14 protein-coding genes are annotated in these 14,819 nt (G+C 67.9%); 7 read left to right on the top strand and 7 right to left on the bottom strand.

Annotated features, from left to right (window positions below; all coding sequences use genetic code 11):
* Nucleotides 1–164 precede the first annotated feature (164 nt).
* Entirely contained in the window at nt 165–1,640 is a 1,476-nt protein-coding gene (locus ASD28_RS06590; RefSeq protein WP_056125554.1) for a tryptophan halogenase family protein, read from the top strand.
* Nucleotides 1,641–1,743: 103 nt separating this feature from the next.
* On the opposite strand, the gene ASD28_RS06585 is transcribed toward ASD28_RS06590, so the two are convergent.
* On the bottom strand, nt 1,744–2,376 hold the full coding sequence (locus ASD28_RS06585; RefSeq protein ID WP_056125552.1) for a TetR family transcriptional regulator: 633 nt from the start codon (nt 2,374–2,376) through the stop codon (nt 1,744–1,746).
* Nucleotides 2,377–2,459: 83 nt separating this feature from the next.
* Here ASD28_RS06585 and ASD28_RS06580 point away from each other — a divergent pair, with 83 nt between their 5' ends.
* The 4 genes from ASD28_RS06580 to ASD28_RS06565 all read left to right on the top strand — a co-directional run bounded on the left by ASD28_RS06580 (nt 2,460) and on the right by ASD28_RS06565 (nt 6,144).
* Nucleotides 2,460–3,122, top strand: coding sequence for an O-methyltransferase (locus tag ASD28_RS06580; RefSeq protein WP_056125551.1), 663 nt, complete (start codon nt 2,460–2,462; stop codon nt 3,120–3,122).
* A 168-nt stretch (nt 3,123–3,290) separates the two neighbouring features.
* On the top strand, nt 3,291–4,679 hold the full coding sequence (locus ASD28_RS06575; protein ID WP_056125549.1) for an NCS2 family permease: 1,389 nt from the start codon (nt 3,291–3,293) through the stop codon (nt 4,677–4,679).
* Between the two features lie 193 nt (nt 4,680–4,872).
* The gene (locus ASD28_RS06570; RefSeq protein ID WP_229412227.1) at nt 4,873–5,280 is read left to right on the top strand and encodes a hypothetical protein; all 408 of its coding nucleotides are present in this window, start codon (nt 4,873–4,875) and stop codon (nt 5,278–5,280) included.
* Between the two features lie 45 nt (nt 5,281–5,325).
* Nucleotides 5,326–6,144: a metallophosphoesterase gene (locus ASD28_RS06565; protein ID WP_056125547.1), complete on the top strand. Its 819-nt coding sequence runs from the start codon at nt 5,326–5,328 to the stop codon at nt 6,142–6,144.
* Here ASD28_RS06565 and ASD28_RS06560 read toward each other — a convergent pair whose 3' ends face one another.
* The 3 genes from ASD28_RS06560 to ASD28_RS06550 are packed head-to-tail and all read right to left on the bottom strand — an operon-like array spanning nt 6,145 to nt 9,932.
* Nucleotides 6,145–7,551, bottom strand: a complete 1,407-nt coding sequence (locus ASD28_RS06560) for a glycoside hydrolase family 105 protein (RefSeq protein ID WP_056125545.1) — start codon at nt 7,549–7,551, stop codon at nt 6,145–6,147.
* A gap of 12 nt (nt 7,552–7,563) precedes the next feature.
* On the bottom strand, nt 7,564–8,247 hold the full coding sequence (locus tag ASD28_RS06555) for a DUF6250 domain-containing protein (protein ID WP_082579116.1): 684 nt from the start codon (nt 8,245–8,247) through the stop codon (nt 7,564–7,566).
* Nucleotides 8,244–9,932, bottom strand: a complete 1,689-nt coding sequence (locus ASD28_RS06550; protein ID WP_056125541.1) for a rhamnogalacturonan acetylesterase — start codon at nt 9,930–9,932, stop codon at nt 8,244–8,246. Before ASD28_RS06550 ends, ASD28_RS06555 begins: the two co-directional genes overlap by 4 nt.
* Nucleotides 9,933–10,086: 154 nt before the next feature.
* Here ASD28_RS06550 and ASD28_RS06545 point away from each other — a divergent pair, with 154 nt between their 5' ends.
* The gene (locus ASD28_RS06545; protein WP_056125539.1) at nt 10,087–11,415 is read left to right on the top strand and encodes a hypothetical protein; all 1,329 of its coding nucleotides are present in this window, start codon (nt 10,087–10,089) and stop codon (nt 11,413–11,415) included.
* A 5-nt stretch (nt 11,416–11,420) separates the two neighbouring features.
* Here ASD28_RS06545 and ASD28_RS06540 read toward each other — a convergent pair whose 3' ends face one another.
* Complete coding sequence (locus ASD28_RS06540) at nt 11,421–12,053, bottom strand: DUF1080 domain-containing protein (RefSeq protein WP_082579115.1); 633 nt, start codon at nt 12,051–12,053, stop codon at nt 11,421–11,423.
* Nucleotides 12,054–12,099: 46 nt separating this feature from the next.
* Between ASD28_RS06540 and ASD28_RS06535 the strand changes: the two genes are divergently transcribed.
* Nucleotides 12,100–13,020: an alpha/beta hydrolase gene (locus ASD28_RS06535; RefSeq protein ID WP_056125534.1), complete on the top strand. Its 921-nt coding sequence runs from the start codon at nt 12,100–12,102 to the stop codon at nt 13,018–13,020.
* Nucleotides 13,021–13,291: 271 nt separating this feature from the next.
* Here the strand turns inward: ASD28_RS06535 and ASD28_RS06530 are convergent, their stop codons facing one another.
* Both ASD28_RS06530 and ASD28_RS06525 read right to left on the bottom strand, forming a co-directional pair.
* Nucleotides 13,292–13,609 (bottom strand): L-rhamnose mutarotase, encoded by a 318-nt coding sequence (locus ASD28_RS06530; RefSeq protein ID WP_056125532.1) that lies wholly within the window; start codon nt 13,607–13,609, stop codon nt 13,292–13,294.
* Entirely contained in the window at nt 13,606–14,808 is a 1,203-nt protein-coding gene (locus tag ASD28_RS06525; protein ID WP_056125531.1) for a glycoside hydrolase family 105 protein, read from the bottom strand. Before ASD28_RS06525 ends, ASD28_RS06530 begins: the two co-directional genes overlap by 4 nt.
* Nucleotides 14,809–14,819: the final 11 nt, after the last annotated feature.

The raw sequence follows: 14,819 nt of genomic DNA, 5'->3' as shown, positions 1-14,819 counted from the left end.
GTCTCCTTGTGTAAACGTTTTTTGTTAGCGCGAACATCCAAATCATACCCCGGATTGAAACCGTTTTCACAACACTGGGCCGCAAGTTCGTGTCCGGCGCTAAAAGTTTCTTGCGCGCCGTAAAGACATCAGTACAATCAATGTGCATACAAACAGGAGACAGCATGACTTATGAACGCATCGTGGTCCTCGGCGGCGGCACGGCCGGCTGGATGGCCGCGACGGCCCTCGCGACGGGCCTGCAGGGCACGACGGTGGAACTGGTGGAATCGGAGGACATCGGCACGGTCGGCGTCGGCGAGGCGACGTTCCCTTCGATCCGCAACTACCACCAGATCCTCGGCATCCCCGAAGCGGACTTCCTGCGCGCGACGAACGGCACGTACAAGCTGGGCATCCGGTTCCGCGACTGGCGCGTGAAGGGCGAGGACTATTACCACACGTTCGGCGACTTCGGCATGCTGAACGGCCCCGAGTCGCTGTGGGGCCAGTACCGCCGGCACCCGCGCGCCAACCTGCCCACGTTCGGCGAGCAATGCCTGCCGACCGTGATGGCGATGAACGACCGCTTCTGCGCGCCCGGCAAGGACGCCGCGAATTTCAACTACGCCTACCACTTCGACGCGAACCTGTACGCCCGCTTCCTGCGCGACATCGCGCTGAAGCGCGGCGTGCGCCGCACCGAGGGCAAGGTCGTCGACGTGGCGCGCCGGCCGGACGGCGGCATCGCGTCGCTGAAGCTGGACGACGACCGCGTCGTCAAGGGCGACCTGTTCATCGACTGTTCCGGGTTCGCGTCGCTGCTGCTGGGCCGCACGCTGGGCGAACCGTTCGTCGACTTTTCGCACTGGCTGCCCGTGGACCGGGCATGGGCCGTGCCGTCCGCCCCCGTGGGCGACAACCTGACGCCGTACACGCGCGCGACGGCACTGGACGCCGGCTGGGCATGGCGCATTCCCCTGCAGGACCGCACGGGCAACGGCCACGTGTTTTCGACCCGCTTCATCGACGAAGAGAAGGCCCGCGACCAGCTGCTGCAGCAGCTCGACGGCGAAGCGCTGGCGGAGCCGCGCCTGCTGCGCTTCACGACGGGGCACCGCGCGAAATTCTGGTCGCACAACGTCGTCGGCATCGGCCTCGCGACGGGCTTCCTGGAACCGCTCGAATCGACCAGCATCTACCTGGTGCAAGTGGGCGTCGGCCGTTTGATGACCCTCCTGCAGCGGGGCGGCCCCGTCGCGCCCGAGCTCGTCGACTCGTACAACACGGGCCTCACGCGCCAGTTCGAACGCATCCGCGACTTCATCCTGATGCACTACTGCCTGACCGCGCGCCGCGACACTCCGTTCTGGCAAGCCATGGCGGCCGCGGAGCTGCCCGAGACGCTGGCCTACAAGCTGCACGCATGGCGCGAAACGGGCGTGCTGCACCAGTACGACGAGGAAGGCTTCGACGGCCACAGCTGGCTCGCGATCCACGCGGGCATGCAGAACTGGCCGGCGCGCAGCGATCCGACCCTCAAGCTGATTCCCGAGGAACAGTCGCTCGACTGGGTGCGCGAGCGCGCGACCCAGCTTGCGACCGCCGTCGCGACGGTGCCGACGCATCGGGAGTATCTGGCAAAAATCCTGGGTCGCTGACGTGTAAATGTCGTTCCCGCCATGCTGAACCACGGAATCCGGTACATTCGACGGACCGACTTCGCGAACTCGGTATGGGTTCCCGCGTTCGCGGGAACGACGGTCAGGCTGCAGCCAGCTTCTCCATCCACGCACACAACATATCCGCCAGCCCATCCGCGTACGCCACGATCTCCTGCTCCGTGCGCGGCCGCTCCGAAAACTGCTTGCCGACCGCCGACAGCGTATCGGTGAGCAGGTCCGCCGCCAGCGCCCGCGTGGCGTCCGGCGCCCCCGGCAGCGCCTCCGCCAGGTACGTCCGCACGGCCTCTTCCCCCGACTGCCGCACGGCGCGCGCCTCGGGCGCATCGCGGTACAGCGGCGCCGCGTCGTTCAGCGCCACGCGCATCGCCGCCTCCTCGCATTCCGACCGCACGAACGCGTGCACCAGTGACCGCAAGCGGTCCAGCGGCGGCCGCGCCGTGTCCGCGAGGATGGCGGACAGCATGGCCGTCGTGCGGCGCCATTCGTCGCTCTGCAGACGGAACAGGATCGCGGCCTTGTTCGGGAAGTACTGGTACAGCGACCCGACGCTGACGCCCGCCTTTTCCGCCACGCGCGACGTCGTGAAGCGCTGCGCCCCCTCCGCCGCCAGAACCTGAACAGCCGCCTCCAGCACGGCGGCCACGAGCTCATTGGAGCGGGCCTGTTTCGGTGCCTTGCGAGAGGCGATCTGGGGGCGGCGTCGTTCGGTCATCGGGGGCGTTGGGAATGCGAATGGAAAACCTGAAGGATTCTTCGCATAATAACCGGACCCATTCACCACCACAAGGAACCACGATGACCACCCTCGCCACCGATCCCGTCGCCCCGCTGCTCGCGCGCCTGTTTGCCGAGGCCGATGCCGAATCGCCGCTGGCCGCCTGCCGCGACCTGGCGGAAGCGGAACTGCAGCGCCTCATGCGCAGCAAGACGGATTACCGCGACCTGTATGGCCGCCTGAAGGACGTCGCCCTGCCCGTCTCGCGCGGCACCGGCGTCCTGCTCTATATGCTGGCCCGCTCGAGCCGGGCCCGGACCATCGTCGAATTCGGCACGTCGTTCGGCATCTCGACCATCCACCTGGCCGCCGCGCTGCGCGACAATGGCGGCGGGCGCCTGGTCACCAGCGAATTCGAGCCGGCGAAAGTCGAGCGGGCGCGCGCCAACCTGGCTGCCGCGGGCCTGCTCGACCTCGTCGAGATCCGCACGGGCGACGCCCTGCAGACGCTGGCCGGCGACCTGCCGGATGCCATCGATCTCGTGCTGCTGGACGGCGCCAAGGCGCTATATCCCGACGTGCTCGCGCTGCTGGAACCGCATCTGCGCCCGGGCGCGGCGATCGTCGCGGACAATGCGGACCACAGCCCGGACTACCTCGCACGCATGCGCGCGCCGGCGTCCGGTTACCTGTCGATGCCGTTCGCGGACGACGTCGAATTGTCCGTGCGGACCGCCCGCTGACGCGGTCGCGGCAAACGCAATACGCCGACGCGTATAGTGCCTATGCATAGGATGCATGGTTCGCCGCGCGCCTTCGGCCCTAAGCTTCTCTACTCATAACGATGAGACAACCCGGTGCCGCGTCCAAGCAATGCGCGCCGGGGCCGATAACATAGAGGAGCAGCAGCCATGTCACAGCCTCAACTCCAGCGCGTCGAGCGCGCGGAGACTTTCACGTCCCCACCTGCCGCCAGCGGCAAAATCGACCGGTACTTCCAGATCTCGGCGCGCGGCAGCACGCAGCGGACGGAGGTGGTGGCCGGCGTCACCACCTTCCTCGCGATGGTGTACTCCGTGTTCGTCGTGCCGGGCATGCTGGGCCAGGCCGGCTTCGACGTCAGCGCGGTGTACGTGGCCGTGTGCCTGACCGCGGCCTTCGGTTCGTTGTTGATGGGATTCTGGGCGCGGCTGCCGATCGCCGTCGGCTGCGCGATCTCGCTGACCGCCTTCACCGCGTTCGGCCTCGTGCTGGGCAAGGGCCTGACGCCGGCGATCGCGCTGGGCGCCGTGTTCCTGATGGGCGTGATCTTCACGGCGATCTCCATCACCGGCGTACGCTCGTGGATCCTGCAGAACCTGCCGTCCGGCGTCGCGCACGGCACGGGCGTCGGCATCGGCCTGTTCCTGCTGATGATCGCGTCCAGCGAAGTCGGACTCGTCGTCAAGAACGCGGGCGCCGGTCTGCCCGTCGCGCTGGGCCAGATCACGTCGTTCCCGGTCCTGATGAGCATCCTGGGCCTGGCCGCGATCTTCGGCCTGGAACAGCGCAAGGTCCCGGGCGGGATCCTGCTCGTCGTGATCGCGATTTCCGCCCTCGGCCTGGCCTTCGATCCGAAAGTGCACTTCACCGGCATCTTCTCGTGGCCGCAACTGAGCAGCCCGGGCCACGCTTCGCTGATCGGCGCGATGGACGTCAAGGGCGCGCTCAGCATGGCCGTGCTGCCCAGCGTGCTGGCCCTCGTGATGACCGCCGTGTTCGACGCCACCGGCACCATCCGCGCCGTCGCCGGCCAGGCCGGCCAGGTCGATGCGCGCGGCTACATCCACAACGGCGGCAAGGCCCTGACGGCCGATTCGGTCAGCTCCCTGTTCTCGAGCCTCGTGGGCGGCGCACCGGCGGCGGCCTACATCGAATCGGGCGTCGGCACCGCGGCCGGCGCGCGCACCGGCCTCACCGCCGTCGTCGTCGGCCTGCTGTTCCTCGGCCTGATCTTCTTCTCGCCGCTGGCCGGCCTGGTGCCCTCGTATGCCACCGCACCGGCGCTGATGTACGTCGGCCTGCTGATGCTGAGCAGCGTGGCGCACATGAACATGGACGACAAGCTCGATGCGCTGGCCGGCCTCGTATGCGCCGTGTTCATCCTCCTCTCCTGCAACATCGTCACCGGCATCATGCTGGGCTTCTGCACCCTCGTGATCGGCCGCGTGCTGGCCGGCGAATGGCGCAAGCTGAACTTCGGCACCGTCAGCATCGCCCTCGCGCTGGCCGTGTTCTACGCGGGCGGCTGGGCCATCTGACTCTCTCTCTCCCGGCGACCGTTCGTCCCCATCCGCGGGATCCGGACGGTCGCCGCGCGGTCAACCGCGGCAGGCCTTCCACCGTTCTCTCCCTGTGATCCTCGAGGCGCCCGAATCCGGCCCAGCCGTATCGTACGCCGCAACTTTACGAGATTGTGTAACCTAAGTGACAACTTCTTACTAGGAGAACATCATGAAAACCACCACCATTTCGAGCATCATGCTTGCTGTCGCCGTGCTGGTCACGGGTTGCCACAAGGCCGAGGACAAGAACGGCATGGGCCCGGCCCAGGAAGCCGGCAAGGCCATCGACGACGCGGGCGCCAAGGCCGCTGCCGAGTCGAAGGAAGCCGCCGCTAACGCCAACGCCGCCGCCCAACAGGCCGGCGAGAATGCGAAGGAAGCCGCCCACGAGGCCAACCAGAACGTGAAGGAAGCGGCCGACCGCGCCGGCGACAAGATGCAGCAGGCGGGCGCCGAAGTGCGCCAGGAATCGCACGAAGCCGCGCAGAACGTGAAGGAAGGCGCGAAGGACGCGACGGCCGCCACGGGCCGCGGCCTGGAACGCGCCGGCGAGAAGCTGCAGCAGGCCGGCAAGTAACGCATTGAACCGGGGTCCGCTCGCGAAGACAGGTATACTTGCTGGATGCGTATCCAGCTCTTCTCCGACCTTCACCTAGAACGCGACCCCGGGTTCCAGCCGACCATCTACGCCGACACGGACGTCGTCGTCCTCGCCGGCGACATCGGCTCGTACCAGGCCCGCTCGCGCCTGGACACCGACGACTTCGGCCTCGGCCGTTTCGCCCCGGCCACGACGGGCGCCGCGGCGCGCGTCCTGTACGTCCCCGGCAACCACGAATTCGACGGCCTCGATTTCGCCGCTACGCACGCGCGCCTGCGCGCGACCTGCGCCGCGCTGGACATCACGTGGCTCGACCGCGAGATCGTCACCCTCGGCGACGTCCGCTTCATCGGCACGACCCTGTGGGCCGACTTCGACGCCCTGGCAGGCTCCGAAACCGACATCGGGCGCCAGCTCAAGCAGCGCGACAAGGCGTTCCGCGCCGCGAACTACTACCTGTCCGGGAACACGACGCTCGTGGATGGCGTGCCGCTGCTGGCGGAAGGCCAGCGGGAACTGTCATTCGCCTGCCAGGCCTGGCTGCGCGACGCACTGGCGACACCGTTCGACGGCACCACGATCGCGGTTACCCACTATGCCCCGACCCTGCGCAGCGCCGACCCGCGCTACGGCATCGCGCCCGGCACGGCGGGGTTCTGCAATGCGCTGGACGACCTGCTGCCGTTCGCGGACGTGTGGATGCACGGCCACCTGCATTGCGCGAACGACTATGTGGTCGAAGGCACGGGCTGGCGCTGCCGCGTGGTCGCGAATCCGCTCGGGTATGCGAACAAGGGCGAGCAGGCGGCGTTCCGCGAAGATCTCGTGATCGAGGTCTGATCAGCGCACACCCTGGTACATCAACCCGCTGTCGTTCAACCCGAACCTGAACTTGCGGTTCATGGCGATGATCTCGGCGCCCGCCAGCAACGTGGGCCCGTACCCGTGCGCCGCCTTCACGCTCGTCGGCCGGTACGCATAGAACGCGGGATCGAACGCCATGCCCGTGCCCACGCAGATGCCTTCGATCTGCCCGTTCGGCTGCACCTTGCTCGCGACCGCGTCCCACGCGAGGTTCGCCATCGGCCCATAGGCCTGCGCGTCGACATAGCCCCGGTTCACGGCGCGCGCGATGGCGTACGCGTAGATCGCGGTGGCGGACGTTTCCTGGTACGTGTCGTTGCGGTCGATGAGCTGGTGCCAGAAGCCGTCCTTCGTCTGGTAGCTGGCGAGTCCCTTGACGTGCGCGCGCAGCTGGTCCAATACCGCCTTGTAGTCCTTGTGCGTCTTCGGCAGCACTTCCAGCACCTCGACCATCGCCATCACGGCCCAGCCGTTCGCGCGCGCCCAGTGCATCTCCGGGTGGTCGCGCAAGCCTTCGACATAGCCGTGCATGTAGATGCCGAGGTTCTTGTTGAACATGCGCTTCGAGAACTGCAGCACCTGGCGCGCCGCGTCGTCGTAGTAACGCGCATCGCCCGTCGCCTTGCCGAGGTACGCGATGGTGGGCACGCCCATGAACATGTCGTCCAGCCACAGCGTATCGGGCAGCGGGCGCATTTTCACGCCGCCGCGGCCGTCCGGACCGCCGCGCGCCAGGGTGCCGTCCTTCAGCCGGTATTCCTTCTTCGTGACGAAGTCGCCGCAGATCGGGATCATCTGCGAATAGTCCACCGGCGACCCCTCGAGCTTCGCCTTCAGGAAGCTCTGGCACAACGCACCGGCGTCGTCCAGCGCGTGCGGATTCAGGAAGCTCTTGATGGGCGCGGCGGCATGCTCGCGGTCGGCCTGCACGAGCGGCAGAAACGTCTTCGTCAGCCGGGACAGCAGTTCGTGGCGCTTGAGCGCGTAGTCGGTGTAGCGGCGGTCGCCCGTCGCGGCACCGGCGGCCAGCATGCCCGTGTAGGTGACGCCCCATTCATAGCTCGTCAGGCGGAAGTCGCCCGGCTTCAGCACGGCGTTCGCGTTCGGCCTGGACAGGTCCGTGATGGGCGCGCCGGTGCGCTGGTCGATCACCTCGGCCGGCGTGACCTTGTCCAGGTAGTCGAACACGCGGTCCAGCACGGCCTTGACCTCGACCGCATCCATCGCGCGGTAAGGCGTCGGGTAATGCACGTCCAGCGCGTGCAGCATGGCGTCGGCCGCGGCCGGCCCCTTTTCCTGCGGGGCCGGCGCCTGTTGGGCCGACGCGTGCAGCGCGCAGGCGGCGAGCACCCCTGCCACGCAGGGCTTCAAACGGTTCTTCAAGCATGTCTCCTGTCAGTCGAGTCGTTGTATTTTCAGGTCGTCCACCGCCTGGCGCGACCACGTCGTGCGCAGCCCGAACCAGCCGGACGTCAATGGATGCGGGTCGCGATACGTGAACCACGTATTCCCGTCCACGCGCACGCGCGTGCAGCCCTCGTACACCGCGATCTCGATGCGGTAGTCGTGGTCCGGTTCCAGCAGATGCGCGCCGTCGGTGTACTCGGCAACCAGTTCGCGGTGGCCCCCGCCATAGCGGCGCAGGCGCGTCGTCGTGTTGCGGTTGCCGCCGATGCCCACGTAGTACAGCGACAGGTCGTCGTAGTCCTCGAACTTGCCGCTGCGCCTAAAGGGGTCGGCGCGCCGCGGATCGCGCGCCATCCAGAACACGTTCAGGTCGGACAGGCGGTCGTTCTTCCCGCCGTCGACGAGCACGCGGCGCGTAAAGCTGATCAGGACATTGCCGTACAGCGGACGATCCAGCCACACGGTGGCGCCGCCGTCGACGTCCATCACGAGCCGCCCGTCCCGGTTCTCGACGACGTTGCCCGGCGTGCGCGCATACTCGGCCACCCAGCCCGCCAGCGGCTTGCTGAAATCGTCCTGGAACAGCACCGCGCCGGGCCGGCCCCATGCGGTGCAGTCGTCGGCATGCGCGGCGCCGCACAGCGCCATCCACAAGATCAGTGCGGACCTCATTGGGCGGCCAGCGCGCGGTCGGCGAAATATGCGCCCAGCGGATTGCCCGGCAGCGCCTTCAGGCCGGCCACGACGCGCTCCGCGTTGAACTCGGCGCCCGCCGCATTCGTGTGCGTGCGCGCGTCGGCGAACAGCGTGTCCACCTTGGCCGCGCCGATCCGCCTGTAGCCGTCGGCCACGAGCAGCGTGAGGTCCATGAACAGCGCGCCGTCGGCCTCGGCGACCTCGCGGTCCCAGTCGGCGAACGTCGCGAAGTCGCGGCCTTCCTGCCACCGGTCGCGGTGGGGCACGGGGGACACGAGGACCACGGTGGCGCCCTTCGCCTTCGCATCCGCCACGTAGCGCGCCATGTACCAGCCAAAGCTGTGCACCTGCTCCTTCGTGCCGTCCGGACGCGTGTCCTCGACGGTCTCCGCACCGGTGCCCGGCGCCGACGCGCGGTTCTTCATCGCCGGGTCGCCGATGCGGCCGCCGTCGTTGTGGCCGAACTGGATCAGCACGACGTCGCCGCGCTTCAACTCGTCGCGCACCTTGTCCCAGCGTCCTTCCGTGAAGTAGGTGCGGCTGCTGCGGCCGCCGATCGCCGCGTTCACCACGTTGATCCTGCGGGCATCGAAGTACGGGGCGATGCGCTCGCCCCAGCCGATGGCGCCGTTCACGCCGCCGCTCTTCACCGTCGAATCGCCGACGAGGTACAACGTGGGCAGGCTGGCATCGCGCGGTGCCTCGGCGCGCACCGAGCGCGCGTCGACGACGGGACGGTCGTCCTCGCGCACGGGCGGCTGCGGATTCACGGGCGCCCGGGGCTTCAGCCACGCGGCGATGCGCGGATCGCCCAGCGCCTTCATGCCTTCCACCACGACTTGCGCATTCAGGACGGCGCCGGCCCAGTTGGTGTGCGTGTGCTCGTCCGGCGTCGTCTGCGGGAACAGCTGGACGACGGCGTCATGGCCCAGCGCGTCGTAGCGGCGCGCGATGCCCTCGTTCAGGTCGATGAAGCCGACATGCTCCGCCTGCGCCACCGCCGCGGCCCAGCCGCCGTACGTGTCGCGGTCGCGCTTCGCGTGGCCGGCCGCATCCCACTGCTTGTGCGGGATCGGCGAGCAGATGACGGGCGTTGCGCCCTTCGCGCGGATGTCGGCGACAAATTTGCGCAGGTACCAGCCGTAGGTGTGCACGGTCTCGTGCCTGTGCGTGAGGAGGTTGTCGATCTCCTCCGACTCGTCGCCGATGCCGCGGATCGTGCCGCGTGCACGGCTCGTGTCGTTGACGGCGCCGGCGTCGTTGTGACCGAACTGCATGACGACGATGTCGCCCCGCCTGACGAAGGCCAGCGTGCGCTCCCAGTGGCCGCTCGTGATGTAGGTGCGGCTCGAGAGTCCGCCGACGGCGCGGTTGACGACGTTCACCTTGGCCGGATCGAACCAGGCGGCGACCGGATTGCCCCATCCCCACTGGCCCGCTGCGCCCTTGCCCTGGCCGTCATCGCGGCCGTTGCGGACCGTCGAATCGCCGATCAGGATCAGCGACGGCAGCGCTGGATTCGCGGGCTCCGGCAGCGTGACCTGGGCGCGGGCCGGGTCGGTATTGACGGCGGCGGGCAGCGGCTGGGCGCGGACGCTCGCGATGGCGAGGAGGATGAGCACGGCGTGGAGCAGTCGGCGCAGGGCAGGATGCAGCGGCATGGCGGGATTCCGTTCGTTGTTCTGTTCTGCGTTGCATTCTATGCTCGCGCCGTCCGCCGTCAAAACGGGGGCGACTAAAGAATCAGGAAAATGATCGGTTGTGCGCAGCCGCCGCTGCAACAATGATCGGATTCCAACAACAAGGAGACCGCCCATGCGCCCATACGCCATATTGACATTGTGCTGCGCCCTGCTTGCATCCGTCGATGCTTGCGCGGCCATCGGCCAGCGCTTCCCGTCCGAACGGAAGGAAGTCGTCGATCCCGTCACCGGCACCCGCCTGACCTTTCTCACGAGCCGCCCGCATGGCGATTCGAAGATCTACCAGACGCACCCGCAGTGGACGGCGGACGGCCAGTGGCTGATCTTCCGTTCTCACCTGGCCGGCAACGAGGCGATGGCGGTCAATGAAAAGACCGGCGACATCGTGCAGGTCACGGAAGGCGGCTACGAGGGCATGCTGAACGCGGCCCGCAAATCGATGAAGCTGTATTTCCTGCGCCGCGCGGGCGACGACCGGCAAGTCGTCGAGGTCGACCTCGCGCGCGTGCTCGCGGACAGCGCGGCCGGCCGCATGGGCGACGCGGCCAGCTACCAGCGCGTGGCCGCGACCCTGCCGGCATCGATGGAAGCCTATGGCGACACGGCGCTGGACGCCGACGAGGAATGGCTGTACGTCCGCGTCGGCCCGCACGAGGCGGCGCGCCACCTGGCGCCGGGCACGAAGCTGGAGCCCGCGTTCGGCCCGCGCAAGATGGGCGCCGGCCCCGCCGGCATCGCGCGCGTGAACGTGCGTACGGGCGAGGTGCGCCACGTCGTGTCGGTGCCGTTCCAGGTGGGCCACATCCAGGCGAATCTGTGGAATCCCGGCGAGATCGTGTTCTGCTGGGAGACGGGCGGCAAGTCGCCGCAGCGCACGTGGACCGTGAAGGCGGATGGCAGCGGCCTGCGCCCGCTGTACCCGGAAGCGCCGTACGAATGGGTGACGCACGAAGCGGTGATCGGCAAGGACGAAGTGGCCCTCGCCATCATGGGCCACCGCGCGATCCCCGGCGCGGTGGCCGCGGTGGACGCGCCGGCCACCGACGTCGGCGGCGCGAATCCCGGCCAGGACGACGGCTGGGGCCGGACGGGCACGCGTGAAAAGCCGAGCGGCCTCGCCATCGTCAACCTGCGCACGCGCCAGATGCAGATCGTCGGCCAGACGCCGTCCGGCAGCGGCTTCTGGCACGTGCACGGGTCCAGCGACGGCCGCTTCGCCGTCGGCGACGATTTCAGCCGCAGCCTGTACCTGATCGACCGCGCCTCGCACGAGATGAAATTGCTGACGACGGGCCACAAGACGACGGCCGCCGACCACCCTCACCCGACGTTCAGCCCGGACGGCACACGCATCGAGATCCAGTCCGCGATGCTGTCGGCGGATGGCCGCACGCTGAACATCTGCATCGTGCCGGTGCCGGAAGCATGGCTGAAACGCTGACCGTCCTACAGCCGTTCGACGCGCAGGTTACGCAGCTCGTACTGCGTGCCTTCGAGCTGGAAGCCGATGCGCCCGGTCGCCGGCTGCGCGATCGTGACGGCGTTCTGCGCGACGCCGTTGATCGTCACGTCGATGCAGCCGCCGCGCACCAGCACGTCCATGTTGTTCCACTCGCCGGGCGCACGCTCGCTGTCCGCGGCGACGTGCGCCTTGATCGGCGGGTAGGCGCCCGGCGCCGTCGTCAGCGGTTCGTTGAACGTCGCACCCGCCATCGGCAGCAGGTCGCCGACCGCACCGTGCTTGGTCTGCACCTGGATGCTGTAGGGCCAGACGCCGTCCTTCGGCCCGGACGCGACGTGCAGCAGCACGCCGCCGTTGCCCGGCTTGCCGGTCCAGCGCCACTCCACGTGCAGGCGATAATCCGTGTACGTGTCGCGCGTGGCGATGAAGCCGGACGGCTTGCCCGCCACCGCGATGACACCGTCGGCGCGCGGCTGCCAGACGGTGTCCAGCGCGGCGGCCGGCGTCGTCACGATATCCAATGCGCCGAGCGGACCATCGACGTGCGCCGGCGTCGACGCACACCCCAGCAAACCCGCGCACAACAGTGCGCTGCCCAACCATCCAAGCTTTACCATGTCAGGACCTCAAATGAATCGTTCGAATGAAACCAGGAGACGCACCATGAAACTCGTCGCCGGCACCCTGCTCGCCGGAGCCGTCGACGCCGCCTTCGCCGCGCCGCAAACTCCCGCCACGGCCACGATCCCGCTGTGGCCCGAGGGCGTGCCGGATGCGAAGCCCGGCTTCGGTCCGGAACACGTCGACGACGGCCGCGTGTCCAACGTGAGCGAGCCGACGTTGACCGTGTACGGCCCCGCCGTCGACCGCCCGAACGGCACCGCCGTGATCATCTGCCCCGGCGGCGGCTACGTGCGGCTGTCCACGGCGCGCGAAGGCGAGCAATACGCGGCTTGGCTCGGCACCCTCGGCATCACGAGCTTCGTACTCAAGTATCGCATGCAGGAGTTCGGCCACCCGGCGCCGCTGCGCGACGTGCTGCGCGCCGTCCGCCTCGTGCGGGCCCAGGCGGCACGGTACCACATCCGCCCGGACCGCATCGGCGTGATGGGCAGCTCCGCGGGGGGCCACCTCGCGGCCAGCGCGGGCACGCTGTACGACCACCCGCTGGGCCGCACGGGCGCGGACCTCGACAAGATCAGCGCCCGGCCCGACTTCCTCGTGCTGATGTACCCGGTGATCACGATGGACGGCCCGGCGGTGCACGCCGGTTCGCGCAAGGCCTTGCTGGGTGCCAACCCGTCCGCGGCCGATGTGCGGCTGATGTCGGTCGAGCAGCAAGTCACGGCCGCCACGCCTCCGACACTCCTGATCCACACGCAGGAAGACCAGACGGTGCCGGTCGAGAACAGCATCCTGTTCTACCAGGCGCTGACGCGGGCGAAGGTGCCGGCAGAGATGTATCTGTTCGAGCATGGGTCGCATGGGATGGGAATGCGGGCGGGGCTCGGGACGGCGTCGGCGTGGCCGAAACGGGCGGAGGAATGGCTCAGGGCGAGGGGGTTGCTCGACCCGGCCCGATAACAAACGGTCCGTAACAACGTCATTCCCGCGAACGCGCACTAAGAAATAGCATCGTCATTCCCGCGCAAGTGGGAATCCATACCGAGTATCCTAACTACGTTCTTCATTTCCACCTCGTTGGCTACAAAGAGTCGACTTCGAGTAGTCAGCATGGGTTCCCGCTTTCGCGGGAAGTCGTTTCCGGCAATGCCGGGAACGACCGTTTTTCCCTATGGCGGACCTATTTATTGGGCCCCCGCCTTCGCGGGGGCGACGTTGGTGGCGCCGACGGTCACTCCAGATGAAACACCTGCCTCAAAGTCCACTCCTTCGGCCGGTTCCCCGGCTCCACCTCCATCAGCGGCGCCATGGCATCCCACCAGCGCCGCATGACGGGATGCTCGGGCAGCGCGGCGACCGTATGGCCGTCACGCAGCTTCAGCACCGCGAACAGCTGCAACGACGCCTCGTCGAGGAAGATCGAATAATCGTAGATGCCGGACGCGCGCAGCAGGTCCGCCAGTTCCGGCCAGATGTCGTCGTGGCGGCGCTTGTACTCGTCCACGTTCCCCGGCTTGAGGCGCATGATGAAGGCCCTGGTCTCGGTCATCGCGCGCCTCCCTGCGCCATGCGCTTCAGTTCCGCCGCCGCCAGCATGAAGCCGCCGACGCCGTAGTCGTAGCTGGACGAAGGACGGTAGAACGCCGGTTCGGCGCCCGTCTGCTGGATATTGCCGACGCGGCCGTCCGCATACACGTTCTTCAGGATCCCGGTCCAGGCCTTCGCGATCACGGGCCGGTACTTCGCGCCGTCGAGCAGGCCGTGGTTCACGCCATACGCCATGCCGTACACGAACAGGGCGGAGCCCGAGATTTCCGGCAGAGGATATGTCTTCGGATCGAGCAGGCCCGCATGCCACAGGCCATCCGCGCCCTGCAGCGACGCGAGCTTTTCCGACATTTCGCGCAGCTGCTGCACATAGAAGCCGCGCTGCGGATCGTCCGCCGGCACGTAGTCCAGCACGCGCGCCAGGCCGCCCATCACCCAGCCTTCGCCGCGCGACCAGAAGATCTTCCTGCCGTTCGCCTCGCGCTTGTCCTTGTAGCTGGCGTCGCGCGCGTACAAATGCTCGTCCTTGTCGTACAGGAGATCGTACGTGCGCTTCCAGTTCAGGTGCATGTAGTCGAGATATCTACGCTCGCCCGTCGCCTTGAACATCTTGGCCCACACGGGCGGCGCCATGAACAGCGCGTCGCACCACCACCACGGGATGCGCGGATCGTTGGGCTTGAGCGTCGCCAGCGGCAGCAGGTCGTCCATCTCGGCCTTCGTGAGGCGCAGCATGCCCGGGTTCTTCTCCTGGAAGTACAGGTCGAGATAGGTCTGCGCGATCGACAGGTCGTCCGCGTTCGGCAGGCGGTCGCGCTCCTGGAAGTCGAAATGGCGCGCCATCGCAAGCATCGCGTCGCGGTATTTCGGGTCGCCGGTCGCCTCCGAGGCGGCCATGAAGCCCGTGTACATCACGCTCTCCGTCCAGATGCGCGAGAAGTAAGGCTGCGAGCGCGCGAGCTGCCAGTCGGCCACCTTGCGCAATGCCTTGTCGATCGCGGCGGGCGTCAGCTCGGGCGACAGGTCCGTCGCGAGCGGACCCGCGTCGGCCGGCGCGTCGCCGAAGTGGCGGCTGATGTCCTTGTCGATGATGGCCTGCATGGCGGGCGTGGGTTGCGGGTAGCCGGTCGTCTGCGCGAGCGCCGGCAGCGCCAGCGCGAGGCTTGCGGCCAACAGGGTGAGTCGTCGGGTCTTGATCATGTCGTTCTCCA

This window comes from Massilia sp. Root133, assembly GCF_001426525.1.
GTDB lineage: Bacteria > Pseudomonadota > Gammaproteobacteria > Burkholderiales > Burkholderiaceae_D > Telluria > Telluria orientalis.
Note: the sequence above shows the minus strand (reverse complement) of the source record. Positions and strands in the feature narration are given on the sequence as shown.